Annotated in this window: 1 protein-coding gene; it reads right to left on the bottom strand. The window is 75.8% G+C overall.

The window, feature by feature from the left end; all coding sequences use genetic code 11:
• Nucleotides 1–30: 30 nt before the first annotated feature.
• The gene (locus CD790_RS13845; RefSeq protein WP_144383513.1) at nt 31–25,293 is read right to left on the bottom strand and encodes a type I polyketide synthase; all 25,263 of its coding nucleotides are present in this window, start codon (nt 25,291–25,293) and stop codon (nt 31–33) included.
• Nucleotides 25,294–25,295 lie beyond the last annotated feature (2 nt).

Genomic DNA, 25,295 nt, shown 5'->3' with positions numbered 1-25,295 from the left:
CTCTCGGCTGGTTTTCTCGGCAGGTTTCTCTCAGCTCGTGCCGAACCTCTTGTCGATGAAGTCGAAGAGCTCGTCGTCACTGGCCTCTTCGAGCGCGTTCGCCCCGGCGGTGTCGTCCGCGGCGTTCCGAACGTCGTTCCACTTCGTCAGCAGGGACTGCAGCCGCACCGCGACCCGGTCGTGGGCCGCCTCGTCCTCGGCCATCGCGGCGAGGTCGTCCGGCGCCATGGCGGACAGGGTGTTCTCCAGCCGCTCCAGCTCCTCCAGGACGGAGAGCCCGGGCTCCGCGGCCTCCGGCGCCACCTCGGCCCGCAGCTGGCGCGCCAGCGCCAGCGGGGTCGGGTAGTCGTAGACCAGCGTCGCCGAGAGCCGCAGCCCGCTGGCCGCGTTGAGGCGGTTGCGGAGCTCCACGGCGGTCAGCGAGTCGAAGCCGAGCTCCTTGAACGCCTGCTCGGCGCCGACCTGGTCCTTGGACGCGTAGCCCAGGACGGCCGCCACCTGACGGCGCACCAGGTCCAGCACGGTGCGCTGCTGCTCGGCCTCGGAGAGGCCGGCGAGCTGCGCCGCCAGCGTCTCGGCCGTCGCCTCGGCGGCCACGGCGGGACGCCCGGACTCCGCGGCGCGGCGGGCGGGGGTGCGCACCAGGCCGCGGTAGAGCGGCAGCAGCTCCCCGGCGGCGGCGTTGGCACGCAGGGCGGCCAGGTCCAGCCGCACCGGAACCAGCACCGGCTCGTCGGCCGCGCGGGCCGCGTCGAACAGGGCCAGGCCCTCCGTCCCGGACAGCGGCAGCACACCGCCGCGCGCCGACCGGTCGAGGTCGGCCGCGCCGAGCGTGCCGGCCATGCCGCGCTCCTCGGCCCACATGCCCCACACCAGGGACACGGCGGCCAGGCCGCGGGCCCGGCGGTGCCGGGCGAGGGCGTCCAGGAAGACGTTGGCCGCCGAGTAGCTGCCCTGGCCGGGGCTGCCGAGGGTGCCGGCCGCCGCCGAGTAGAGCACGAAGGCGGACAGGTCCAGCTCCCGGGTCAGCTCGTGCAGGTTGACCGCGGCGTCGACCTTGGGCGCGAGCACCCGGTCCACCCGCTCCGGCGTCAGCAGGTCGATGACGCCGTCGTCGAGCACGCCCGCGGTGTGCACCACGGCCGTGAGCGGGTGCTCCGCCGGGACGCTCGCCAGCAGGGCGGCCAGCGCCTCCCGGTCGGCGGCGTCGCAGGCGGCCACGGTGGCCTCGGCGCCCAGGTCGCGCAGTTCCGCGGTGAGCTCCGCCATGCCCTCGGCGGCCGGACCACGCCGGCTGACGAGCAGCAGGCGGCGGGCGCCGTGCTCGACGACCAGGTGTCGGGCCAGCAGCCGGCCCAGACCACCGGTGGCCCCGGTGATCAGGACGGTGCCCTCGGGGTCGAGGGCGGCCGGGACGCCGGCCGCGGTCTCGACCCGGGCCAGGCGCGGCGCGTACGCCGTGCCCGCGCGGAGCGCCAGCTCCGGCTCGCCCGAGGCGAGCGCGCCCGGGATGGCCGCGAACGAGGCGTCGCCGTCGACGTCCAGCAGCAGGAACTGCTCGGGGTTCTCCGCCTGCGCGGCCCGCAGCAGGCCCCAGACCGGCGCGTTCACCAGGTCCGCGACCTCGGTGTCGCCGGCCGCGGCGACCGCGCCGCGGGTGACGACCACCAGCCGCGCGGTGCCCGGCCGGCCGCCGTTCAGCCACTCCTGAATCAGGCTCAGGGCCCGGTGGGAGGCGGCGTGGACGGCCCCGGCGAGGTCCTCGCCGGACGGGTCGCCCGGCTCGGGCAGCAGCGGCAGCAGCACCGTCTCCGGGGCGGCGCCGCCCGCCGCGACGGCCGCGTTCAGCGCGGCGAGGTCGTCGTACGCCTCGGCGCGCACCCCGGCCGACTCCAGCGCGACACCCAGCTTGAACTCGTCGCCGCCACCCACGACGGCGAACCGCTCGGCGGGGGCCGCCGGGGAGGCCGGCAGCGCCGGCACCGTGGTCACCGTGCTCCAGTCGACGCGGAACAGCGACTCGTGGCGGCCGGCCGTGGCCGTGGCCGCGCCGGCGATCCGGTCCACGTCCAGCGGACGGGTGGCCAGCGCGTCGACGGTCGCGACGAGCGAGCCCGCCGCGTCGGCCACGACCACCGAGACCGCCCCGTCCTGGGCCGGGTCGGCGGCCGGGGCCAGCCGCACCCGCAGCGCGTCCGCGCCGACCGCGCGCACGCTCACCCCACGCCACGAACCCGCCAGCGCGGCACCCTCGGTGTCCGCCGCCAGCAGCGCCAGTGGCTGGAGCGCGGCGTCCAGCAGCGTCGGGTGCAGCGCGAAGCGCGCGGCCTCCGACTGCCGGTCCTCCGCGACGCGGACCTCGGCGAAGAGCTCCGCACCGCGCCGCCACACGCGCTCCAGGCCCTGGAAGGCCGGGCCGTGCAGCAGACCGGTCCGGGCCAGCCGGGCGTAGACCTCGTCGGCCGACACCGGCTGCGCCTCGGCCGGCGGCCAGACGGCCGTCTCGGCCGCGGCCGCCGGGTCCGCCGCGGGCCCGCCGGCGGCCAGCAGGCCGCTGGCGTGCCGGGTCCACGGCTGGTCGCCGCGCTCCGGGCGGGAGTGGACGGTCAGCGTGCGGCGGCCGGCGTCGTCGGGCTCGCCGACCGACACCCGCAGCTGCACCCCGCCGTGGGCCGGCAGCACCAGCGGCGCCTCCAGCTCCAGCTCCTCCAGCAGCTCACAGCCGGCCTGGTCGCCGGCGCGGATCGCCAGCTCCACGAAGGCCGAGCCCGGCACCAGCGCCACGTCCCCGACCGTGTGGTCCGCCAGCCAGCCGTGCGAGCGCAGCGACAGCCGGCCGGAGAAGAGGAACGCGTCCGAGTCGGGCAGCTCCACCGCGGCACCCAGCAGCGGGTGACCGGCGGCGCCGAGCCCCATCGAGGCGTACTCGTCGAGGCTGAGCAGGGCGTCGGCCCAGTAGTGGTGCCGCTGGAAGGCGTAGGTCGGCAGGGTCACGCGGCGCGCGCCCGTGCCGGCGAAGAACGCCTCCCAGTCCGGGGCCGTCCCCCGGACGAACAGCCGCGCCAGCGCGTCGGTCGCCGCCTGCGCCTCCGGTCGGCCCTTGCGCAGCGCCGGCACGAGCTCGGCACGGTCGGGCTCCGCCAGGCAGTCCTGCGCCATGGCGGTGAGCACCCCGTCCGGGCCCAGCTCCACGAAGGTAGTGACGCCGTGCTCCTCCAGGGCGCGGACGCCGTCGAGGAAGCGGACCGCCTCCCGGACGTGCCGGACCCAGAAGTCCGGACTGGTGATCTCCTCGGCGGAGGCCAGGGCACCGGTCAGGTTCGACACGATCGGGATGCGCGGGGCCTCGTACGTCAGCCCCTCGGCCACCGCGCGGAAGTCCGCCAACATCGCGTCCATCCGCGGCGAGTGGAAGGCGTGCGAGACGGTGAGCCGCTTGGTCTTACGACCCCGCTGCTCGAAGCTCGCGGCGATCCGCAGAGCCGCGTCCTCGTCACCCGCGATCACCACGGAGGTGGGGCCGTTGAGGGCGGCGACGCTGACGCCCTCGGTCAGCAGCGGCAGCACCTCCTCCTCGGACGCCTGGACGGCGATCATCGCGCCGCCCGCCGGGAGTTCCTGCATCAGGCGACCGCGAGCGGCCACCAGGGTGCAGGCGTCCTCCAGGGACAGCACACCCGCGACATGGGCGGCGGCCAGCTCGCCGATCGAGTGACCGGAGAGGAAGTCCGCCTTCACACCCCAGGCTTCGACGAGGCGGAAGAGCGCCACCTCGATCGCGAAGAGCGCGGGCTGGGTGTAGCCGGTCTGGTGCAGCAGCTCGGCGTCATCGCCGAACACCACAGTCTTCAGCGGCCGCTCCAGGTGCCCGTCCAGACGCGCGCAGACCGCGTCCAGCGCGTCCGCGAACACCGGGTACGCCGCGTACAGCTCACGGCCCATGCCCAGCCGCTGGCTGCCCTGACCGGTGAACAGGAACGCCGTCTTGCCGGTCGTGGCCGAACCCCGGGTCAGGCCGGGCACCGTCGCCTCGGCCGCCTCGCCGCGGGCGAGGGCGGTCAGGCCGCGCAGCAGCCCGTCCCGGTCCTCGGCGGCCAGTACGGCCCGGTGGTCCAGGGCGCCGCGGGTGGTGGCCAGCGAGTACGCCACGTCCACCGCGTCCGCCTCGGGCCGCTCGGCGAGGTGCGCCCGCAGCCGCTCGGCCTGGCCGCGCAGCGCGGCCTCGGACTTGCCGGACAGCACCCACGGCAGCACCGGGAGCTCCGCCACCGGAGCGGTGGCGGCGGTCTCCGCCGGCACCTCCTCCGGCGCCTGCTCCAGGACGGTGTGCGCGTTGGTGCCGCTGATGCCGAACGCGGAGACGGCGGCCCGGCGCGGGCGGCCGGTCTCCGGCCACTCCACCGACTCCGTCAGCAGCGCGACCTCGCCCGCCGACCAGTCGACGTGCGGGGTCGGCTCGTCCACGTGCAGCGTCTGCGGCAGCACGCCGTGCTGAAGCGCCAGCACCATCTTCATCACACCCGCGACGCCCGCCGCGGCCTGCGTGTGACCGATGTTGGACTTGATGGAGCCCAGGTACAGCGGCCGGTCCGCGGACCTGTCCCGGCCGTAGGTGGCCAGCAGGGCCTGCGCCTCGATCGGGTCGCCCAGCGTGGTGCCGGTGCCGTGCGCCTCGACCGCGTCGACCTCGGCGGTCGACAGCCCGGCGCTGGCGAGCGCCTGGCGGATCACCCGCTGCTGCGACGGGCCGTTCGGCGCCGTCAGACCGTTGCTGGCGCCGTCCTGGTTGACGGCGGAGCCGCGCACGATCGCCAGGACCGGGTGACCGTTGCGCCGGGCGTCGGAGAGCCGCTCCACGAGCAGCATGCCCACGCCCTCGCCCCAGCCGGTGCCGTCGGCGCCGGCCGCGAACGCCTTGATCCGGCCGTCCATGGCGAGCCCGCGCTGCTTGCTGAACTCGACGAACGAGCCCGGCGTGGACATCACGGTCACACCGCCCGCCAGCGCCAGCGAGCACTCGCCGTTGCGCAGCGCCTGGATCGCCCAGTGCAGCGCCACCAGCGAGGAGGAGCAGGCCGTGTCGACGGTGACCGCCGGGCCCTCCAGGCCCAGGGCGTACGAGACCCGGCCGGACATCACGCTGGCCGCGTTGCCCGTGCCCATGAAGCCGTCGCCGCCGTCGGACGAGTTGAGCACCAGCGACATGTAGTCCTGGCCGTTGGTGCCGGCGAAGACGCCGACCTGCTGGCCGCGCAGGGTCGCCGGGTCGATGCCCGCCCGCTCGAACGCCTCCCACGAGGTCTCCAGCAGCAGCCGCTGCTGCGGGTCCATCGCGACGGCCTCGCGCGGCGAGATCCCGAAGAACGCCGCGTCGAAGGCGCCGGCGTCCGCCAGGAAGCCGCCCTCACGGACGTAGCTGGTGTTCTCGCCGTCGGACTCCGGGTCGTACAGCCCGTCGAGGTCCCAGCCGCGGTCGGCGGGGAAGCCGGTGACGGCGTCCCGGCCGGAGGCCAGCAGCCGCCACAGCTCCTCGGGGGTGCGCACACCACCGGGGAAGCGGCAGCTCATGCCGACGATCGCGATCGGGTCGTCGGCCACGGCCGCCACGGGGGCGGCGGGGTCGGCGACGGCCGCGCTCTCCTCGCCCAGGACCTCGGTCCTGAGGTGGTCGGCGAGCGCCGCCGACGACGGGTAGTCGTAGACCAGGGTGGGCGGCAGCCGCAGCCCGGTCACCGAGTTGAGCCGGTTGCGCAGCTCGACCGCGGTCAGCGAGTCGAAGCCCAGTTCCCGGAAGGCCCGGCCGGCCTCGATCGCCTCGGCGTCGGCGTGGCCCAGCACGTCCGCCACCGCGGAGCGCACCAGGTCCAGCAGCGCCCGCTCGGCCTCGGCCGCGGACAGCCCGGCCAGCCGCTGGGCCAGCGAGGACTCGTCCTCGACGGCCGCGCCCGCGCCGGACGCCTGGGCCGCCTCGGCCTCCAGCGCGGCGCGCGCCTCGGGCAGCTCCCGCAGCAGGGCGCTGGGCCGTACGGCGGTGAAGCCCGGCGCGAGCCGTGCCCAGTCGACGTCCGCGATGGTCACCGCGGTCTCGTCCAGGTCCAGCGCCCGCTGGAGCGCGGCGATCGCCAGGTCCGCCGCCATCGGCGGGACGCCGGCGCGGCGCATGCGCTGCTCCAGGGCCTCGTCGGCGGCCATGCCGCCCTCGGCCCACGGGCCCCAGGCCACCGATGTCGCCGGCAGTCCCTCGGCACGCCGACGCTCGGCCAGCGCGTCCAGGAAGGCGTTCGCGGCGGCGTAGTTGCCCTGGCCCGCGGCGCCCATGGATCCGGCGATCGAGGAGAAGAGCACGAAAGCGGACAGCTCCAGCTCACGCGTCAGCTCGTCCAGGTTGGCCGCAGCCTCCGCCTTGGCCCGCAGAACACCCGCGAACCGCTCCGGAGTGAGCGCGTCCAGCACACCGTCGTCCAGCACACCGGCGGCGTGCACCACGGCGGTGAGCGGGAGTTCCTCGGGGAGCGAGTCGATCAGCGCGGCGAGCGCCTCCCGGTCGGCCACGTCGCACGCGGCGACGGTGACCCGGGCGCCCAGCGCGGTGAGCTCGTCGCGGAGCTCGGACGCGCCCGGGGCCTCCAGGCCCCGACGGCTGGTCAGCACCAGGTGTTCGGCGCCCTGGCCCACCAGCCAGCGCGCCACATGGCCGCCCAGCGCACCGGTGCCGCCGGTGACCAGCACCGTGCCGGTCCCCGGCCGCCAGGCGCGCCCGGTCTTCGCCGGGGCCGCGCCCCGGGTCAGCCGGCGCCCGAAGACACCGGAGGAGCGGACCGCCACCTGGTCCTCGCCGCCACGGCCGGAGAGCACCCCGGCGAGCCGGGAGAGCGCCCGCTCGTCCGGCGTCTCCGGCAGGGCGGGGAGGTCGATGAGTCCGCCCCAGCGCTCCGGCAGCTCCAGCGCCGCCACCCGGCCAAGGCCCCAGACCCGCGCCTGCACCGGGTCCACCGGCGCGTCGGACCGGCCCACCGACACCGCACCGCGGGTGGCCACCCACAGCGGGGCGTCCACGCCCGCGTCACCCAGCGCCTGGGTCAGCGCGAGCGTACGGAGCAGCCCGGTCTCACCCGCGACGGCGAGCAGCGAGAACACGCCCGCCACCGCGCCGTCGCCGGCCTCCGCGCGCAGCCGCTCGGCCACCGACCCGCGGTCGCCCTCGGCACCCAGCTCGATCACCCGAGCCTCGGCGCCGCGCGCCGCCAGCATCCGTACGACGCCCTCGGTCCAGGCCGCGTCGGCCTGCTCCGCGGCGGTGACGACCAGCCAGCGGCCGCCCGGCGCGCCCTCGGCGCGGAGGGTCACCGGCTTCCACGTCGCCTGGTAGCGCCAGGCGTCGACGGTCGACAGCTCGGTCTGCTGACGCCGCCACGAGGACAGCATCGGCAGGACGGCGCCGAGCGAGGACAGCTCGTCGGCGCTCTCGGAGCGCAGCGTGCCGGCGAGGGCCTCCAGGTCCTCGCGCTCCACGGCCTCCCAGAACCGCGCGTCCACCGCGTCCGCGGTCAGCGCGCCGCCCTGGGCCGGCCCCTCGGGGGACTCGACCCAGTAGCGCTGCCGCTGGAAGGCGTACGTCGGCAGGTCGACCCGCGCGGCGCCGGTGCCGGCGAAGAACGCGGCCCAGTCCAGGGCGACGCCCCGGACGTGGAGCGCGGCCAGCGCACCGGTCAGCGACTCGGCCTCACCACGGCCCTTGCGCAGCGCGGACACGAACGCCGCGCCCTCGCCGGTGACGCACTCCTGCGCCATGGCGGTGAGCACGCCGTCGGGGCCGAGCTCCACGAAGGTGGTCACGCCCTGGGCCCCCAGGGCGCGGACACCGTCGAGGAAGCGCACGGCCTCGCGGACGTGACGCACCCAGAAGTCCGGGCTGGTGATCTCCTCGGTGGAGACCAGCGCGCCGGTCAGACCCGAGACGATCGCGATCCGCGGGCTCTCGTACGTCAGCGTCTCCGCCACCGCGCGGAAGTCCGCCAACATCGCGTCCATGCGGGGCGAGTGGAAGGCGTGCGAGACGGTGAGCCGCTTGGTCTTACGACCCTGCTGCTCGAAGCTCGCGGCGATGGCGAGCGCCGCGTCCTCGTCACCCGCGATCACCACGGACATGGGGCCGTTGAGGGCCGCGATGCTGACACCCTCGGTCAGCAGCGGAAGGACCTCGTCCTCCGACGCCTGCACCGCGATCATCGCGCCACCCGTCGGCAGCGCCTGCATCAGACGACCACGCGCGGCCACCAGCTTCGCCGCGTCCACCAGCGAGAGCACACCCGCCACATGCGCGGCGGCCAGCTCGCCGATCGAGTGACCCGACAGGAAGTCGGCCTTCACACCCCACGCCTCGACCAGACGGAACAGCGCCACCTCGACCGCGAACAGCGCGGGCTGGGTGAAGCCGGTCTGGTCCAGCAGCTCGGCGTCGGCGCCGAACACCACGTCCTTCAGCGGACGCTCCAGGTGCCCGTCCAGCTCGTCGCAGACCGCGTCGAACGCCTCCGCGAAGACCGGGTAGGCGTCGTAGAGCTCACGGCCCATGTCCAGTCGCTGGCTGCCCTGACCGGTGAACAGGAACGCCGTCTTGCCCTCGGCGGCGGTGCCCGTGGTCAGGCCCGCCGCGGTGGTGCCGCGCGCCAGGGCGTCCAGGCCGGCGCGGAGGCCGGCGTGGTCGTCGGCGACGACGACCGCGCGCCGCTCCAGCGCCGCCCGGCCGGTCGCCAGCGAGTGGGCCACGTCGGTGGCGTCGAGCTCGGTGTGCGCGTCCAGGTGGGCGAGGAGCCGCTCGGCCTGGCCGCGCAGCGCGGCCTCGGACCTGCCCGACAGCACCCACGGCACCGCCGGGAGCTCCGCCGCCGGGGCGGCGGGCCGGGCGGGGGTCTCCTCGGGCGCCTGCTCGAGGATGGTGTGGGCGTTGGTGCCGCTCACGCCGAAGGAGGAGACGCCCGCGCGGCGCGGACGGCCGGTCTCCGGCCACTCCCGGGCCTCGGTCAGCAGCTCGATGTCGCCGGCCGCCCAGTCCACGTGCGGGGTGGGCTCGTCGATGTGCAGGGTCCTGGGCAGCACGCCGTGGCGCATCGCCATGACCATCTTGATGATGCCGCCGACGCCGGCCGCGGCCTGGGTGTGGCCCACGTTCGACTTGAACGAGCCCAGCCACAGCGGCTGCCCCTCCGGCCGCTCCTGACCGTAGGTGGCCAGCAGCGCCTGCGCCTCGATCGGGTCACCCAGCGTGGTGCCGGTGCCGTGCGCCTCGACGGCGTCGACCTCGGCGGCGGAGACGCCCGCGTTGACGAGCGCCGCACGGATGACGCGCTGCTGCGACGGGCCGTTCGGCGCCGTCAGACCGTTGCTCGCGCCGTCCTGGTTGACGGCCGAGCCGCGCACCACGGCGAGGACCGGGTGGCCGTTCTTCCGCGCGTCCGACAGCCGCTCCACGAGCAGCATGCCCGCGCCCTCGGACCAGCCGGTGCCGTCCGCCGCCGCGGCGAAGGACTTGCAGCGGCCGTCGGTCGACAGGCCCTGCTGACGGCTGAAGTCGATGAACGTGTCCGGGGTGGCCATCACGGTCACACCGCCGGCCAGCGCCATCGAGCACTCGCCGTTGCGCAGCGCCTGCGCCGCCAGGTGCAGCGCCACCAGCGACGACGAGCACGCCGTGTCGATGGTGACCGCCGGGCCCTCCAGGCCGAAGGTGTACGACACCCGGCCGGAGGCGACGCTGCCCGCGGCGCCGGTGCCGAGGTAGCCCTCCAGGTCCTCCGGGACGGCCGTGAGCCGCGTCAGGTAGTCGTGGTACATCACGCCGGCGAAGACGCCGGTCCTGCTGCCGCGCACCGAGGTCGGGTCGATGCCGGCCCGCTCGAACGCCTCCCACGAGGTCTCCAGCAGCAGCCGCTGCTGCGGGTCCATCGCCAGCGCCTCACGCGGGTTGATCCCGAAGAACGCCGGGTCGAACTCGGCGGCCTCGTGCAGGAAACCGCCCTCGATGGTGGAGCTGGTGCCGGACGCCCCGGGGGTGTCGCCGTGCAGCCCGTCCAGGTCCCAGCCGCGGTCGGCCGGGAAGCCGGAGATCGCGTCCACCGAGCCCAGGACGAGCTGCCACAGCTCCTCGGGGCTGGTGATGCCGCCCGGGAAGCGGCAGCTCATGCCGACGATGGCGATCGGCTCGTCGTCGGCCACCATGACGGTGGTCTCCGGGGCCGCGGTCACGACCTCGTCGCCGACGAGCTCGGTCCGCAGATGGCGGGCGAGGACGGTCGGGTCCGGGTAGTCGAAGATCAACGTCGCCGGGAGCCGCAGCCCCGTCACCGCGTTCAGCTGGTTGCGCAGCTCGACCGCGGTCAGCGAGTCGAAGCCCAGCTCCTTGAACGCCCGACCCGAACCGATGGTCTCCGCCCCGGCATAGCCGAGCACGGTCGCCACCTGCGTACGAACCAGGTCCAGGAGCGTCCGCTCCTGCTCGGCCGGGCTCAGCCCGGTGAGCCGCTGGACGAGGCCGGACTCGCCCGCGCCGGCCGCGACGGCGTCCACCGCGCGGCGCGCCGGGACGCGGACCAGGCCGCGCAGCAGCGCGGAGACCGGGCCGTTCGCGGCCTGCGTGCGCAGTGCCGCGAGGTCCAGCCGCATCGGGACCAGCGTCGCCTCACCCGTGGTGAGGGCGGCGTCGAAGAGCCGCAGCCCGTCCGCGACGGACAGCGGGGGCACTCCGGCGCGCCGCATCCGGGTGATGTCGGCCTCGTCCAGGGTGTCGCCCATGCCGCCGCCGGCCCACAGGCCCCAGGCGAGGGCGGTGGCGGCCAGGCCGTCCGCCCGGCGGTGCTGGGCGAGGGCGTCCAGGAAGGCGTTGGCCGCCGCGTAGTTGCCCTGACCCGCGCCACCGAACACACCGGCGGCCGAGGAGAACACCACGAAGGCCGACAGGTCCAGATCCCGCGTCAGCTCATGCAGGTTCCAGGCCGCGTCCACCTTCGGACGGAAGACACCCGCGAGCCGCTCCGGTGTCAGCGAACCGATCGTGCCGTCGTCCAACACACCGGCCGTGTGCACCACACCGGTCAGCGGACGGTCCGCCGGGATCGCGGAGATCACGGCGGCCAGCGCCTCACGGTCGGCCACGTCGCAGGCCGCCCAGGTGACGGACGCACCGGACTCGGCCAGATCGGCGGCGAGTTCGGCCGCGCCGGGCGCCTCGGCGCCCCGCCGGCTGACCAGCAGCAGACTCCGCACCCCGTGCTCGGCGACGAGATGCCGGGCGAAGAGGCCGCCCAGCGAGCCGCTGGCGCCCGTCACCAGCACCGTGCCGTCCGGGTTCCAGACGGTGGCGTCGGCGTCGTCCGCCGAGGCCGCGCGGGCCAGTCGCGGCGCCTTGAGGGCGCCTTCCCGGATGGCGAGCTCCGGCTCACCGGCGGTCAGCGCGGCGGGCAGCGCGGCGAGCGAGTCGGCGTGCCCGTCGAGGTCGACCAGGAGGACGCGGTCCGGGTTCTCCGACTGCGCCGAGCGCAGCAGGCCCCGTACGGTCGCGCCCGCCAGGTCGGTCACCGGCGCGCCGGCCTCGGTGGCCACGGCCCCCGAGGTCAGCACGACGAGGCGGGAGTCGGCGAAGCGCTCCTCGGCCAGCCACGCCCGCACCAGGGCGAGCGCCTCGGCGCCGGCCCGGTGGGCGGCGGCTGCCGCGTCCACACCGGTCGCGTCGGCGGACGGCGAGACGAGGACGAACTCCGGCGCCGGGGCGCCCGCGTCGATCGCCGCGACGAGGTCCGCGTACGCGGTGTACGCCGGGACGTCCGCGCCGACGAGGGCGGCCGAGCCGAGGACCGCCCAGCGGTCCGCGGCGGCCGCGGCGGCCACGGCCGCCGGCTCGACCCACTCCAGGTGGAAGAGGGACTCGTGGTAGGTCGTGCGGGCGCTGCGCAGCTGCTCGGCCGTGACCGGGCGCAGCGCGAGCGAGTCGACCGCGGCGACCGGCGCGCCGGTCGCGTCCGCGATCTCCAGCAGCACGCCGTCGCCGCCGGTGGCGGCCATCCGGACGCGCAGGCTGGAGGCGCCGCTGGCGAGCAGCGACACCCCGGCCCAGGCGAACGGCAGTCGGCCCTGGGTCTCGGTGCCGCCCAGGCCGCCGAGGCCCAGCGCGTGCAGCGCCGAGTCCAGCAGCGCCGGGTGCAGCCCGAAGTCCGCCGCCTGGGCGTCCTCCGGCACCAGCACCTCGGCGAAGATCTCGCCGTCGCGCCGCCAGGCCCTGCGCAGGCCCTGGAAGGCGGGGCCGTAGGCGAAGCCGACGTCCCGCAGGTGCGCGTAGCGGTCCCCGACCTCGATCTCGGCCGCGCCGGCCGGCGGCCAGGCGCTCAGCTCGAACGCCGGCTCCGCGCGGTCCGCGGCGGCCGCGAGCACACCGCTGGCGTGCCGGGTCCACGCCTCCTCGGCCGGGAGGTTCTCCAGCCGGGAGTGGAAGGCCAGCGGGCGGCGGCCCGACTCATCGGCCGCGCCGACCCACAGCCGCAGCTGGACGCCGCCCTGCTCGGGCAGGACCAACGGCGCCTCCAGCGTCAGCTCTTCGAGGTGCTCGCAGCCGACCTGGTCGCCGGCACGGATCGCCAGCTCGACGAACGCGGTGCCCGGCAGCAGGACCGTGTCCATGATGGTGTGGTCCGCCAGCCAGGGGTGCGTCGACAGCGCCAGGCGGCTGGTGAACAGCATCCCGTCGGCGCCCGGCAGTTCGGCGCTCGCCCCGAGCAGCGGGTGCCCGGCCTGGCCGAGACCCACCGCGGCGACGTCGCCGAGGTACAGCGCCGAGACCTTCGGCCAGTAGCGCTCCCGCTGGAAGGCGTAGGTCGGCAGCTCGACCCGAGAGGCGCCGGTGCCCGCGTAGTACGCCGCCCAGTCGACCTTCGCGCCGCGGACGTGCGCCCGCGCCAGCGCGCCGAGCAGCGTCTCCGCCTCGTCGCGGCCCTTGCGCAGCGCCGAGGCGAAGGCGACGTCCTCGCCCTGGGCACACTCCTGCGCCATGGCGGTGAGCACGCCGTCGGGGCCCAACTCGACGAAGGTGGTGACGCTCTGCGCCTCCAGGCCGCGCACGGCGTCCAGGAAGCGCACCGCCTCGCGGACGTGGCGGACCCAGAAGTCGGCGGTGGTGATCTCCTCGACGGAGACCAGGGCGCCGGTCAGACCCGAGACGATCGGGATACGCGGAGCCTCATAGGAGAGGGTCTCCGCGCGGAAGTCCTCCAGCATCGCGTCCATACGGGGCGAGTGGAAGGCGTGCGAGACGGTGAGCCGCTTGGTCTTACGACCCTGCTGCTCGAAGGTCCCGGCGATCGTGACAGCCGCGTCCTCGTCGCCCGCGATCACCACGGACCGCGGGCCGTTGAGGGCCGCGATGCTGACACCGTCGGTGAGCAGCGGAAGGACCTCGTCCTCCGACGCCTGCACCGCGATCATCGCGCCGCCGGCGGGCAGTTCCTGCATCAGCCGACCACGAGCGGCCACCAGGGTGCAGGCGTCCTCCAGCGACAGCACACCGGAGACATGCGCGGCGGCCAGCTCGCCGATCGAGTGACCGGAGAGGAAGTCGGCCTTCACACCCCACGCCTCGACCAGACGGAACAGCGCCACCTCGACCGCGAACAGCGCGGGCTGGGTGTAGCCGGTCTGGTCCAACAGCTCGGCGTCGGCGCCGAACACCACGGTCTTGAGGGGCTGTTCCAGGTGCCGGTCCAGCTCGTCGCAGACCGCGTCGAACGCCTCCGCGAACGCCGGGTAGGCCGCGTAGAGCTCACGGCCCATTCCCAGCCGCTGGCTGCCCTGGCCGGTGAACAGGAACGCCGTCTTGCCGCCGTCCGCGGAGCCCGTCACCAGACCCGGCGCGGACTGGCCGCCGGCCAGGGCCGCCAGGCCCGCCGTGAGGGCGTCCCGGTCCCCGGCGAGGAGCGTGGCCCGCTCCTCGAAGAGGGCGCGGTGCGTGGTCAGGGTGTAGCCGAGGTCCACCAGTGCGGTGTCCGGCTCCTCGGTCAGGTGCGCGCGCAGTCGCTCGGCCTGGGCGCGCAGGCCCTCGCCGGTGCGGGCGGAGAGGACCACCGGCAGCACGGCCGGGGTCTCGCCGCGCGCCGGAGCGGTCCGCTCCGGCTGCTCCTCGGCCGGCGCCTGCTCCACGATGGCGTGGGCGTTGGTGCCGCTGAAGCCGAAGGAGGAGATGCCCGCGCGGCGCGGACGTCCGGTCTCCGGCCACTCCACCGACTCGGTCAGCAGGGCGATGTCGCCCGCCGTCCAGTCGACGTGCGGGGTGGGCTCGTCCACGTGCAGCGTCCGCGGCAGCACGCCGTGGCGCATCGCGAGCACCATCTTGATCACGCCCGCGACGCCGGCCGCGGCCTGGGTGTGACCGATGTTGGACTTGATGGAGCCCAGGTACAGCGGCTGGTCCTCCGGCCGGTCCTGGCCGTAGGTGGCCAGCAGGGCCTGCGCCTCGATGGGGTCGCCGAGCCTGGTGCCGGTGCCGTGCGCCTCGACCGCGTCGACCTCGGTGGGCGTGAGCCCGGCCGTCGCGAGGGCCTGCCGGATGACGCGCTGCTGGGACGGGCCGTTGGGGGCGGTCAGGCCGTTGCTGGCGCCGTCCTGGTTGACCGCGGTGCCCCGCACGATGGCGAGGACCGGGTGGCCGTTCTTGCGCGCGTCGGACAGCCGCTCCACGAGCAGCATGCCGACGCCCTCGCCCCAGCCGGTGCCGTCGGCGCCGGCCGCGAACGCCTTGATCCGACCGTCGGCCGCCAGCCCGCGCTGCCGGCTGAAGTCGATGAAGACACCCGGGGTGGACATCACGGTCACACCGCCGGCCAGCGCCAGCGAGCACTCGCCGTTGCGCAGCGCCTGGATGGCGGAGTGCAGGGCGACCAGCGACGACGAGCACGCCGTGTCGATGGTGACCGCCGGGCCTTCGAGGCCGAAGGTGTAGGAGAGCCGGCCGGAGATCACGCTGGCCGCGTTGCCCGTGCCCATGTGGCCCTCAAGGCCCTCGGAGCCGCCCAGCAGCAGCGACAGGTAGTCCTGGCCGTTGGTGCCGACGAACACGCCGGCGTGGCTGCCGCGCAGCGTCGCCGGGTCGATCCCGGCCCGCTCGAACGCCTCCCAGGACGTCTCCAGCAGCAGCCGCTGCTGCGGGTCCATGGCGAGCGCCTCGCGCGGCGAGATGCCGAAGAAGGTCGGGTCGAAGTCGGCGACGTCGTGCAGGAAGCCGCCTTCCCGGGCGTACGAGGTGCCCTCGGCGTCCGGGTCCGGGTTGTAGAGCGCCTCCAGGTCCCAGCCGCGGTCGGTGGGCATGCCCGAGATGACGTCCGTGCCGGAGGAGAGCAGCTGCCACAGCTGCTCGGGGGTGTGCACGCCACCGGGGAAGCGGCAGCTCATGGCGACGATCGCGATCGGGTCGTCGTCGGCCACGGCCGTCACCACCGGACCGGTGATCGCGGCCTGCTCGCCGAGGAGTTCGGCGAGGAGGTGGTCGGCGAGGGCGTTCGGGGTCGGGTAGTCGTAGATGAGGGTGGCGGGCAGCCGCAGGCCGGTGACGGCGTTGAGGCCGTTGCGCAGCTCGACGGCGGTCAGCGAGTCGAAGCCGATCTCGCGGAACGCGCGGTCGGCCGCCACGTCCTCGACGTGGGCGTGGCCCAGCACCTCGGCGACATGGCCGCGGACCAGGTCCAGCAGGAAGGTGCCGCGCTCGGACTCGCCGAGCTCGAGCAGCCGGCGGCCGAGCGAGGAGGCCGGCTCGGCGGCCTGCCCGGGCTGGTCGGCGACGGTGGCGGCGGCACGGGCCGCCGCCTGGCGCACCTCGGCCAGGTCGGACAGCAGCGGGCTGGGCCGTACGGCGGCGAAGCCGGGGCCGAACCGCTCCCAGTCCACATCGGCGACGGCCAGCACGGCGTCGTCCAGGTCCAGGGCCCGCTGGAGGGCGCTGATCGCGAGACCGGCGTCCATCGGCGGCAGGCCGGCGCGGCGCATGCGCTGCTCCAGGGCCTCGTCGGCGGCCATGCCGCCCTCGGCCCACGGGCCCCACGCGATCGACGTCGCCGGCAGGCCCTCCGCCCGCCGCCGCTCGGCGAGGGCGTCCAGGAAGGCGTTGGCGGCGCCGTAGTTGGCCTGGCCGGCGGCGCCCAGCGTCCCGGAGATGGAGGAGAAGAGCACGAACGCCGACAGCTCCAGCTCACGCGTCAGCTCGTCCAGATGGGCCGCGGCCTCCGCCTTGGCCCGCAGGACGCCCGCGAACCGCTCCGGAGTGAGCGCGTCCAGCACACCGTCGTCCAGCACACCGGCGGCGTGCAGCACGGCGGTCAGCGGCAGTTCGGCCGGGAGCGAGGCGATGAGTTCGGCCAGCGCGTCCCGGTCGGCCACGTCGCAGGCGGCGACGGTGACCCGGGCCCCGGAGGCCGCGAGCTCGTCGCGCAGCTCGGCCGCGCCCGGCGCGTCCAGCCCGCGACGGCTGGTCAGCACCAGGTGCTCGGCGCCGTTCTCCACGAGCCAGCGGGCGACCTGGGCGCCCAGCGCGCCGGTGCCGCCGGTGACCAGCACGGAGCCGCGCGGGCGCCAGGCGTCGGCCTCGGCGACCGGTGCGGCGGCGGCCCGGACGAGCCGCCGGCCGAAGACGCCGGCGGAGCGGACCGCGAGCTGGTCCTCGTCGCCGGCGCCGGCCAGCACGGCGACCAGTCGGGTCAGCGCGCGGTCGTCCGCCGTCTCCGGCAGGGCGGGGAGGTCGATGAGTCCGCCCCAGCGCTCCGGGTGCTCCAGGGCGGCGATCCGGCCCAGGCCCCAGACCTGCGCCCGGACCGGGTCCACCGGAGCGTCGGTGCGGCCGGTGGACACCGCGCCACGGGTGGCCACCCACAGCGGGGCGTCCACGCCCGCGTCGCCCAGCGCCTGGGTGAGCGCGGCCGTGGCCAGCAGCCCGCCGTCCTCGGCGAGCGCCAGCAGCGAGAGGACACCGGTCACCTCGGCGCCGGCGACCGCGTCGCGGAGCCGCTCGGCGTAACCGGCGCGGCCGTCCTCGGCGCCCAGCTCGACCAGTCGCGCCTCGGCGCCGCGCTCGGTGAGCGTACGGACGGCGCCGGCGGTCCACTCCGCCTCGCCCTCGGGCGCGGCGACCAGCCACACGCCGGTGGGCCGGGCCGTGGAGCTCAGGGACAGCGGCTTCCAGGACACCTGGTAGCGCCAGCCGTCGACGCCGGCCGGGGCCGCGAGGGCGGCCCGCACCGGCGCGTCCGGCCAGTAGCGGCGGCGCTGGAAGGCGTAGGTCGGCAGGTCGACGCGCGCGGCGCCGGTACGGGCGAAGAGGCCCGCCCAGTCCACCGTCACGCCGCGGACGTGTGCCCGCGCCAGGGCCGCGGTGAGCGCCTCGGCCTCGGCACGGCCCTTGCGCAGCACCGGCACGAAGGCCGCGCCCTCGCCGGTGACGCACTCCTGCGCCATCGCGGAGAGCACCCCGTCGGGGCCCAGCTCGATGAAGGTGGTGACGCCCTGCGCCTCCAGGGTCCGGACGGCGTCCAGGAAGCGCACGGCCTCGCGGACGTGTCGCACCCAGAAGTCGGCGGTGGTGATCTCCTCGGCGGAGACCAGCGCACCGGTCAGACCCGAGACGATCGCGATCCGCGGAGCCGCGTACGACAGCGTCTCCGCGACCGCCCGGAAGTCGTCCAACATCGCGTCCATGCGGGGCGAGTGGAAGGCGTGGCTGACGGTGAGCCGCTTGGTCTTACGACCCTGCGCCTCGAAGGTCTCGGCGATCGTGACCGCCGCGTCCTCGTCGCCCGCGATCACCACGGAGGTGGGGCCGTTGAGCGCCGCGATGCTGACACCCTCGGTCAGCAGCGGAAGGACCTCGTCCTCCGACGCCTGCACCGCGATCATCGCGCCACCGGCCGGGAGTTCCTGCATCAGACGACCACGCGCGGCCACCAGCTTGGCCGCGTCCTCCAGCGAGAGGACGCCCGCCACATGCGCGGCCGCCAGCTCGCCGATCGAGTGACCGGAGAGGTAGTCGGCCGTGATGCCCCACGCCTCGACCAGGCGGAACAGCGCCACCTCGACGGCGAACAGCGCGGGCTGGGTGTAGCCGGTCTGGTCCAGCAGCTCGGCGTCGGCGCCGAAGACCACGGTCTTCAGCGGCCGCTCCAGGTGCCGGTCCAGCTCGTCGCAGACGGCGTCCAGCGCCTCCGCGAAGACCGGGTAGGCCGCGTAGAGCTCACGGCCCATGTCCAGCCGCTGGCTGCCCTGACCGGTGAACAGGAACGCGGTCTCGCCCTCGGCGACGGTGCCCTCGGTGATCCCGGGGGCGGGGTGGCCGGCGGCCAGTGCCTCCAGGCCGGTCAGCAGGGCGTCGCGGCCGTCGGCGGCGAGCACCGCGCGGTGGTGCAGCGCGGCGCGGCCGGTGGCCAGCGAGTGGGCGACGTCGACCGGCTCCAGCTCGGGGTGGGCCGTCAGGTGGGCGTGCAGCCGCTCGGCCTGGGCACGCAGCGCGTCCGGGCTCTTGGCCGACACGGTGACGGGCAGCAGCGGGAGCCGCGCGGTGGCGGAGGCGGGCTCCGCCGGGTCGGCGGCCGGCGCCTGCTCGATGATGGTGTGGGCGTTGGTACCGCTGATGCCGAAGGAGGAGACGGCGGCGCGGCGCGGGCGGCCGGTCTCCGGCCAGTCGACGGCCTCGGTCAGCAGCTCGACCGCCCCGGCCGACCAGTCGACGTGCGGGGTGGGCGCGTCCACGTGCAGCGTCCGCGGCAGCACGCCGTGGGTCATCGCCTGGACCATCTTGATGATGCCGGCGACGCCCGCGGCGGCCTGCGAGTGGCCGATGTTGGACTTGATGGAGCCCAGGTAGAGCGGACGGTCGCCGTCCCGGTCCCGGCCGTAGGTGGCCAGCAGTGCCTGCGCCTCGATCGGGTCGCCCAGCGTGGTGCCGGTGCCGTGCGCCTCCACCACGTCGACCTCGGCGGCGGTCAGCCCGGCGCTGGAGAGCGCCTTGCGGATGACACGCTGCTGCGCGGGGCCGTTGGGGGCGGTCAGGCCGTTGCTGGCGCCGTCCTGGTTGACGGCGGAGCCGCGCACCACGGCGAGCACCGGGTGGCCGTGCTTCCGCGCGTCGGAGAGCCGCTCCACGAGCAGCATGCCGACGCCCTCGCCCCAGCCGGTGCCGTCGGCGGCCGCCGCGAACGCCTTCACGCGGCCGTCGGAGGCCAGGCCCCGCTGGCGGCTGAACTCGGTGAAGGTGCCGGGGGTGGTCATGACGGTGACACCGCCGGCGAGCGCCATGGAGCACTCGCCCTGGCGCAGCGCCTGGATGGCCCAGTGCAGCGCCACCAGGGAGGAGGAGCAGGCGGTGTCGACGGTGACGGCCGGGCCCTCCAGCCCGAGGGCGTAGGCGATGCGGCCGGAGATGACGCTGCCGGCGTTGCCGGTCATCACATGGCCGGCGACCTCGGCGCCGGTCTGCTCCAGGCCCACCTCGTAGGCGCTGTAGGAGGCTCCGACGAAGACGCCGACGCTACGGCCGCGCACGGCGTCCGGGTCGATCCCGGCGCGCTCGAACGCCTCCCAGGACGTCTCCAGCAGCAGTCGCTGCTGCGGGTCCATGGCGAGCGCCTCACGCGGCGAGATGCCGAAGAAGGCCGCGTCGAAGAGGTCGGCCTGGTGCAGGAAGCCGCCGGCGCGGGCGTAGTCGCCCGTCTCGCCCTCGGCGGCCCACTCCATGGCCTCCCAGCCGCGGTTGACCGGGAAGCCGGTGATGGCGTCCTCGTCGCCGGTGACCAGCCGCCACAGCTCCTCGGGGGAGCCGACGTCGCCGGGGTAGCGGCAGCTCATCGCGACGATGGCGATGGGGTCGTCGGCGAGCGCGGCGGTGGTCGCGGCGTCGCCCGAACCGGCCCGCTCGGCGCCCTCCTCCCCCTCGTCTACGAGATCGCCGAGGAGTTCGCCGCGCAGATGGTCGGCGAGGAGGGCGGAGTTGGGGTAGTCGAAGACGATGGTGGTGGGCAGCTTCAGCCCGGTGGCGGCGGAGAGCCGGTTGCGGAGCTCGACGGCGATCAGCGAGTCGAAGCCCAGCTCCTTGAAGGCCCGGCGCGGCGGGGCGGCGTCCGGGGTGGCGTGTCCGAGGACCGCGGCCACCTGGGTGCGGACCAGGTCGAGCAGGGTGCGCCGGCGCTCGGCCGGGGGCAGCGCGAGCAGCCGCTCGGCCAGGGAGGAGCCGCCGCCGGCGAGCCCGGCGGCGGCGGTGCGCCGGCCGGTGCCGCGGATCAGGCCGCGCAGCAGCGCCGGGACCGGGCCGGTGCCGTGCGCGGAGCGCAGCGCCGCCAGGTCCAGTCGGGCCGGGACCAGCACGGCCCGGCCGGTGCGGCGGGCGGCGTCGAAGAGCGCCATGCCCTCGTCGTCGGTGAGGGCGCCCATGCCGCTGCGGGCCAGCCGCAGCAGGTCGGTCTCGGTCAGTCCGCCGGTGATGCCGCTGGCCTGGGCCCACAGGCCCCAGATCAGCGAGGTGGCGGGCAGGCCCTGGGCGTGCCGGTGGCCGGCGAGCGCGTCGAGGAAGACATTGCCCGCGGCGTAGTTGGCCTGGCCGGCGCCGCCGAGGGTGCCGGCGATGGCGGAGAACAGCACGAACGCGGACAGGTCCAGCTCGCGGGTGAGCTCGTGCAGGTTCCAGGCGGCGTCCACCTTGGGGCGCAGCACGCGGTCCAGCTGCTCCGGCGTCAGGCCGGGCACGGTGGCGTCGTCCAGCACGCCGGCGGTGTGCACGACGGCGGTGAGCGGGTGCTCCGCCGGGATGGCGGCGAGGGTGGCGGCGAGCGCCTCGCGGTCGGCGGCGTCACAGCCGGCGATGGTCACCTCGGCGCCCAACGCGGCGAGTTCGGCGCGCAGCTCGGTGGCGCCCGGCGCCTCGGGGCCGCGGCGGCTGGTGAGCAGCAGGTGGCGGACGCCGTGCTCGGTGATCAGGTGGCGGGCGACCAGGCGGCCCAGGCTGCCGGTGCCGCCGGTGATGAGGACGGTGCCCTCGGTGTCCAGGGTGGGCACGGGTGTGTCCGGGCCCTGGAGGTCGGCCGCGGTGGTGCGGGCCAGGCGCGGCACCAGGGTCTCGCCGGCGCGCAGCGCCAGCTCCGGTTCGCCGGTGGCGAGCGCGTCGTGCAGGGCGGCCGCGGAGGCGTCGGTGCCGTCGAGGTCGACGAGGACGAAGCGGTCCGGGTTCTCGGTCTCGGCGGAGCGCAGCAGGCCCCACAGGGCGGAGTGCGCCAGGTCGGTGACGTCCTCGTCGGGGCCGGCGGCGATGGCGCCGCGGGTGACGAGGGCCAGCTTGGCGTCGGTGAGACGGGCGTCGGCCAGCCACTCCCGCACCAGCTCCAGGGCGCGGAGCGCGGCCCGGTGGGTGGCGGCGGCGACGTCGTCGCCGGCCTCGGCGGCGGGGAAGGCGGCAAGCACCAGCTCGGGCGCCGGGGTCTCTCCCGCGTCGACGGCCGCCGCGAGGGCGGCGAGGTCCGGGAAGGAGGCGTCGGCAACGCCCGCCGGGCCCAGCCCGAAGGCGTCGGCACCGAGGATCGCGCGGCGTCCGGCGGCGCCCGGCTCGGCCGTGGCGGCCTGCGGCGCCACCCAGTCCAGCCGGAACAGGGCCTGCTGGTGGGCGGAGGCGCGGGCGGCGTCGAGGTCGGCGCCGCTCTCCGGCAGCGGGCGGAGGGTCAGCGCGTCGACGGTGGCGACCGGCTGGCCGGTGGCGTCGGCGAGCGCCAGCGCCACGGTGTCCTCGCCGGCGGGCGAGATCCGGACGCGCAGCGTGTCGGCGCCGACCGCGTGCAGGGTGACGCCCTGCCAGGCGGCGGTCAGCCGGGCGCCGGCGCGGCCGTGCAGGGTGTGCAGGGCGGCGTCGAGCAGCGCCGGGTGGACGGCGAAGGCGGCGGCGGCCGGGGCGGCGTCCTCGGCCAGCCGCACCTCGGCGTACAGCTCCTCGTCGTCGCGCCAGGCGGCGGTGAGGCCCTGGAAGAGCGGCCCGTGCCGCAGCCCGGCCTCGGCCAGTTCGTCGTAGAGGCCGTCGACGTCGATCGGCTCGGCGCCGGCCGGCGGCCAGGCGGTCAGCTCCGCGGGGGCCGTCGCCGGCCGGGCGTCGGTGAGGGCGCCGGTGGCGTGCCGGGTCCACGCGGTGTCGGCGGCGGCGTCCTCGGCGCGCGAGGAGACGGTGAACGGGCGGCGCCCGGCGGTGTCCCGCGCGCCGACCTCCACCTGGATCCGCACCCCGCCGCGGGCGGGCAGCACCAGCGGGGTCTCCAGGGCGAGTTCGGCGAGGTGCTCGCAGCCGGTCTGGTCGCCGGCGCGGATCGCCAGCTCGACGAGGGCGGCGCCGGGCAGCACGGCGGAGCCGAGCACGGCGTGGTCGGCCAGCCACGGGTGGCTGTCGAGGCCGAGCCGGCCGGTGAACAGGAAGCCGTCGCTCATCGCCAGCGGCACCGCGGCGCCCAGCAGCGGGTGGTCCGCCGACTCCAGGCCGATGGCGGTGGCGTCGCCGGTGGTGGCGCCCGGCTCCAGCCAGAACCGCTGGTGCTGGAAGGGGTACGTGGGGAGGGTGGCGGGTTCGACGCGGCGCGCGCCGGTGCCCGCGTAGAACGCGGCCCAGTCCACCGGCACGCCGCGGACCTGCGCCCGGGCGAGGCCGGTGGTGAGCGCCTCGGCCTCCGGGCGGTCCTTGCGGAGCACGGGCACGAAGTCGGCCTCGGTGCCGGTGACGCACTCCTGGCCCAGGGCCGAGAGGACGCCGTCGGGGCCGAGCTCGACGAAGGTGGTGACGTTCAGGCCCTCGAGGGTGCGTATGGCGTCGAGGAAGCGCACGGCCTCGCGGACGTGCCGGACCCAGAAGTCGGCGGTGGTGATCTCCTCGGCGGAGACCGGCGCGCCGGTGAGGCTGGAGACGATCGGGATACGCGGAGCCTCGTACGACAGCGTCTCGGCGACCGCGCGGAAGTCGTCCAGCATCGGGTCCATGCGCGGCGAGTGGAAGGCGTGGCTGACGGTGAGCCGCCTGGTCTTACGACCCCGCGCCTCGAAGCCGCTCGCGATCTCGACGGCGGCGTCCTCGTCGCCCGCGATCACCACGGACCGCGGGCCGTTGAGCGCCGCGATGCTGACACCGTCGGTGAGCAGCGGCAGGACCTCGTCCTCCGACGCCTGCACCGCGATCATCGCGCCGCCGGTCGGCAGGGCCTGCATCAGCCGGCCGCGCGCGGCCACCAGCGTGGAGGCGTCCTCCAGCGACAGCACACCCGCGACGTGCGCGGCGGCCAGTTCGCCGATGGAGTGGCCGGACAGCACGTCGGCCTTGACGCCCCAGCCCTCCAGGAGCCGGTAGAGCGCCACTTCGAGGGCGAAGAGGGCGGGCTGGGTGGAGCCGGTCCGGTCCAGGGCCTCGGCGTCGTCGCCGAACAGCACGTCCTTCAGCGGCCGGTCCAGGTGCGGGTCGAGCGCGGCGCAGACGGCGTCCAGGGCCTCCGCGAACGCCGGGTAGGCCGCGTACAGCTCACGGCCCATGCCCAGCCGCTGGCTGCCCTGGCCGGTGAACAGGAACGCCGTCTTGCCGCCGGCCACCGAGCCGGTGACCAGGCCCGCGGCCGACTCGCCGCGCGCCAGGGCCGCCAGGCCGGTCAGCAGCGCGTCCCGGTCGGCGACGACCAGCGCGGCGCGCTCCTCGAAGGCCGCGCGGTGCGTGGCCAGGGCGCGGCCGAGGTCCACCAGGCCGGTGCCCGGCGCGGCCGCCAGGTGGGTGCTCAGCCGCTCGGCCTGCGCACGCAGGGCCTCACCGGTACGGGCGGACAGGACCACCGGCAGCAGCGGCGGGACCGTGCCCGGCTCGGCGGCGCTCTCGGCGGCCTCCTCGGCCGGGGCCTGCTCGATGATGGTGTGCGCGTTGGTGCCGGACACGCCGAAGGAGGAGACGCCGAAGCGGCGCGGGCGGCCGGTCTCCGGCCACTCCACCGACTCGGTCAGCAGCGAGACCTCGCCCGCCGACCAGTCGACGTGCGGGGTGGGCTGGTCCACGTGCAGGGTCTTGGGCAGCACGCCGTGGCGCATCGCCATGACCATCTTGATGATGCCGGCGACACCGGCGGCGTTCTGCGTGTGGCCGATGTTGGACTTCAGCGAGCCCAGCCACAGCGGCTGCCCCTCGGGGCGCTCCTGACCGTAGGTGGCCAGCAGCGCCTGCGCCTCGATCGGGTCGCCGAGGGTGGTGCCGGTGCCGTGCGCCTCGACAGCGTCGATGTCGGCGGTGGTGAGCCGGGCGTTCTCCAGGGCCTGGCGGATGACGCGCTGCTGCGCGGGCCCGTTGGGCGCGGTCAGGCCGTTGCTGGCGCCATCCTGGTTGACGGCGGAGCCGCGGATGATCGCGAGCACCTGGTGGCCGTTGCGGCGGGCGTCGGAGAGCCGCTCGACGAGCAGCACACCGACGCCCTCGGACCAGCCGGTGCCGTCGGCGGACGCGGCGAAGGACTTGCAGCGGCCGTCGGCGGACAGGCCGCGCTGTCGGCTGAACTCCACGAAGACGTCCGGGGAGGCCAGCACGGTCACGCCGGCCGCCAGCGCCAGCGAGCACTCGCCGTTGCGCAGCGCCTGGACGGCCAGGTGCAGCGCGACGGACGAGGAGGAGCAGGCGGTGTCGACGGTGGCGGCCGGGCCCTCCAGGCCGAAGGCGTAGGAGAGTCGGCCGGAGACGACGCTGGAGGCGGTGCCGGTGAGCAGGTGGCCCTCGACGCCGTCCGGCAGGTCGTACTCGCCCGCGCCGTACGCCTGGGCGGAGGCGCCGACGAACACGCCGGTGCGGGAGCCGCGGACGGCGGCCGGGTCGATGCCGGCGCGCTCGAACGCCTCCCAGGAGGTCTCCAGCAGCAGTCGCTGCTGCGGGTCCATGGCCAGTGCCTCACGCGGCGAGATCCCGAAGAAGCCGGGGTCGAACTGGGCGGCCTCGTAGAGGAAGCCGCCGCCGCGGGCGTAGAAGGTGCCCTCGCGGTCCGGGTCGGGGTCGTACAGGGACTCGATGTCCCAGCCGCGGTCCTCCGGGAAGCCGGAGATGGCGTCACCGCCGCGGTCGACCAGCTGCCACAGGTCCTCGGGGGAGCGCACGCCGCCGGGGTACCGGCAGCTCATGCCGACGATGGCGATGGGCTCCCGGGACGCCTCGGTCAGCTGCTGGTTCTGCCGGCGCAGCCGGTCGGTCTCCTTGAGCGAGGCCCGCAGCGCTTCAACGAGCTTTTCGTTGGGGGTTGTCATCT

Source organism: Streptomyces sp. SAJ15, from assembly GCF_007595705.1.
GTDB lineage: Bacteria > Actinomycetota > Actinomycetes > Streptomycetales > Streptomycetaceae > Streptomyces.
This window is presented reverse-complemented; position numbering and strand designations above follow the sequence as displayed.

Bases quoted from the DNA above. Each gene is read 5' to 3' on its own strand.
- CD790_RS13845 (WP_144383513.1), bottom strand. From the start codon at position 25,293: ATGACAACCCCCAACGAAAAGCTCGTTGAAGCGCTGCGGGCCTCGCTC.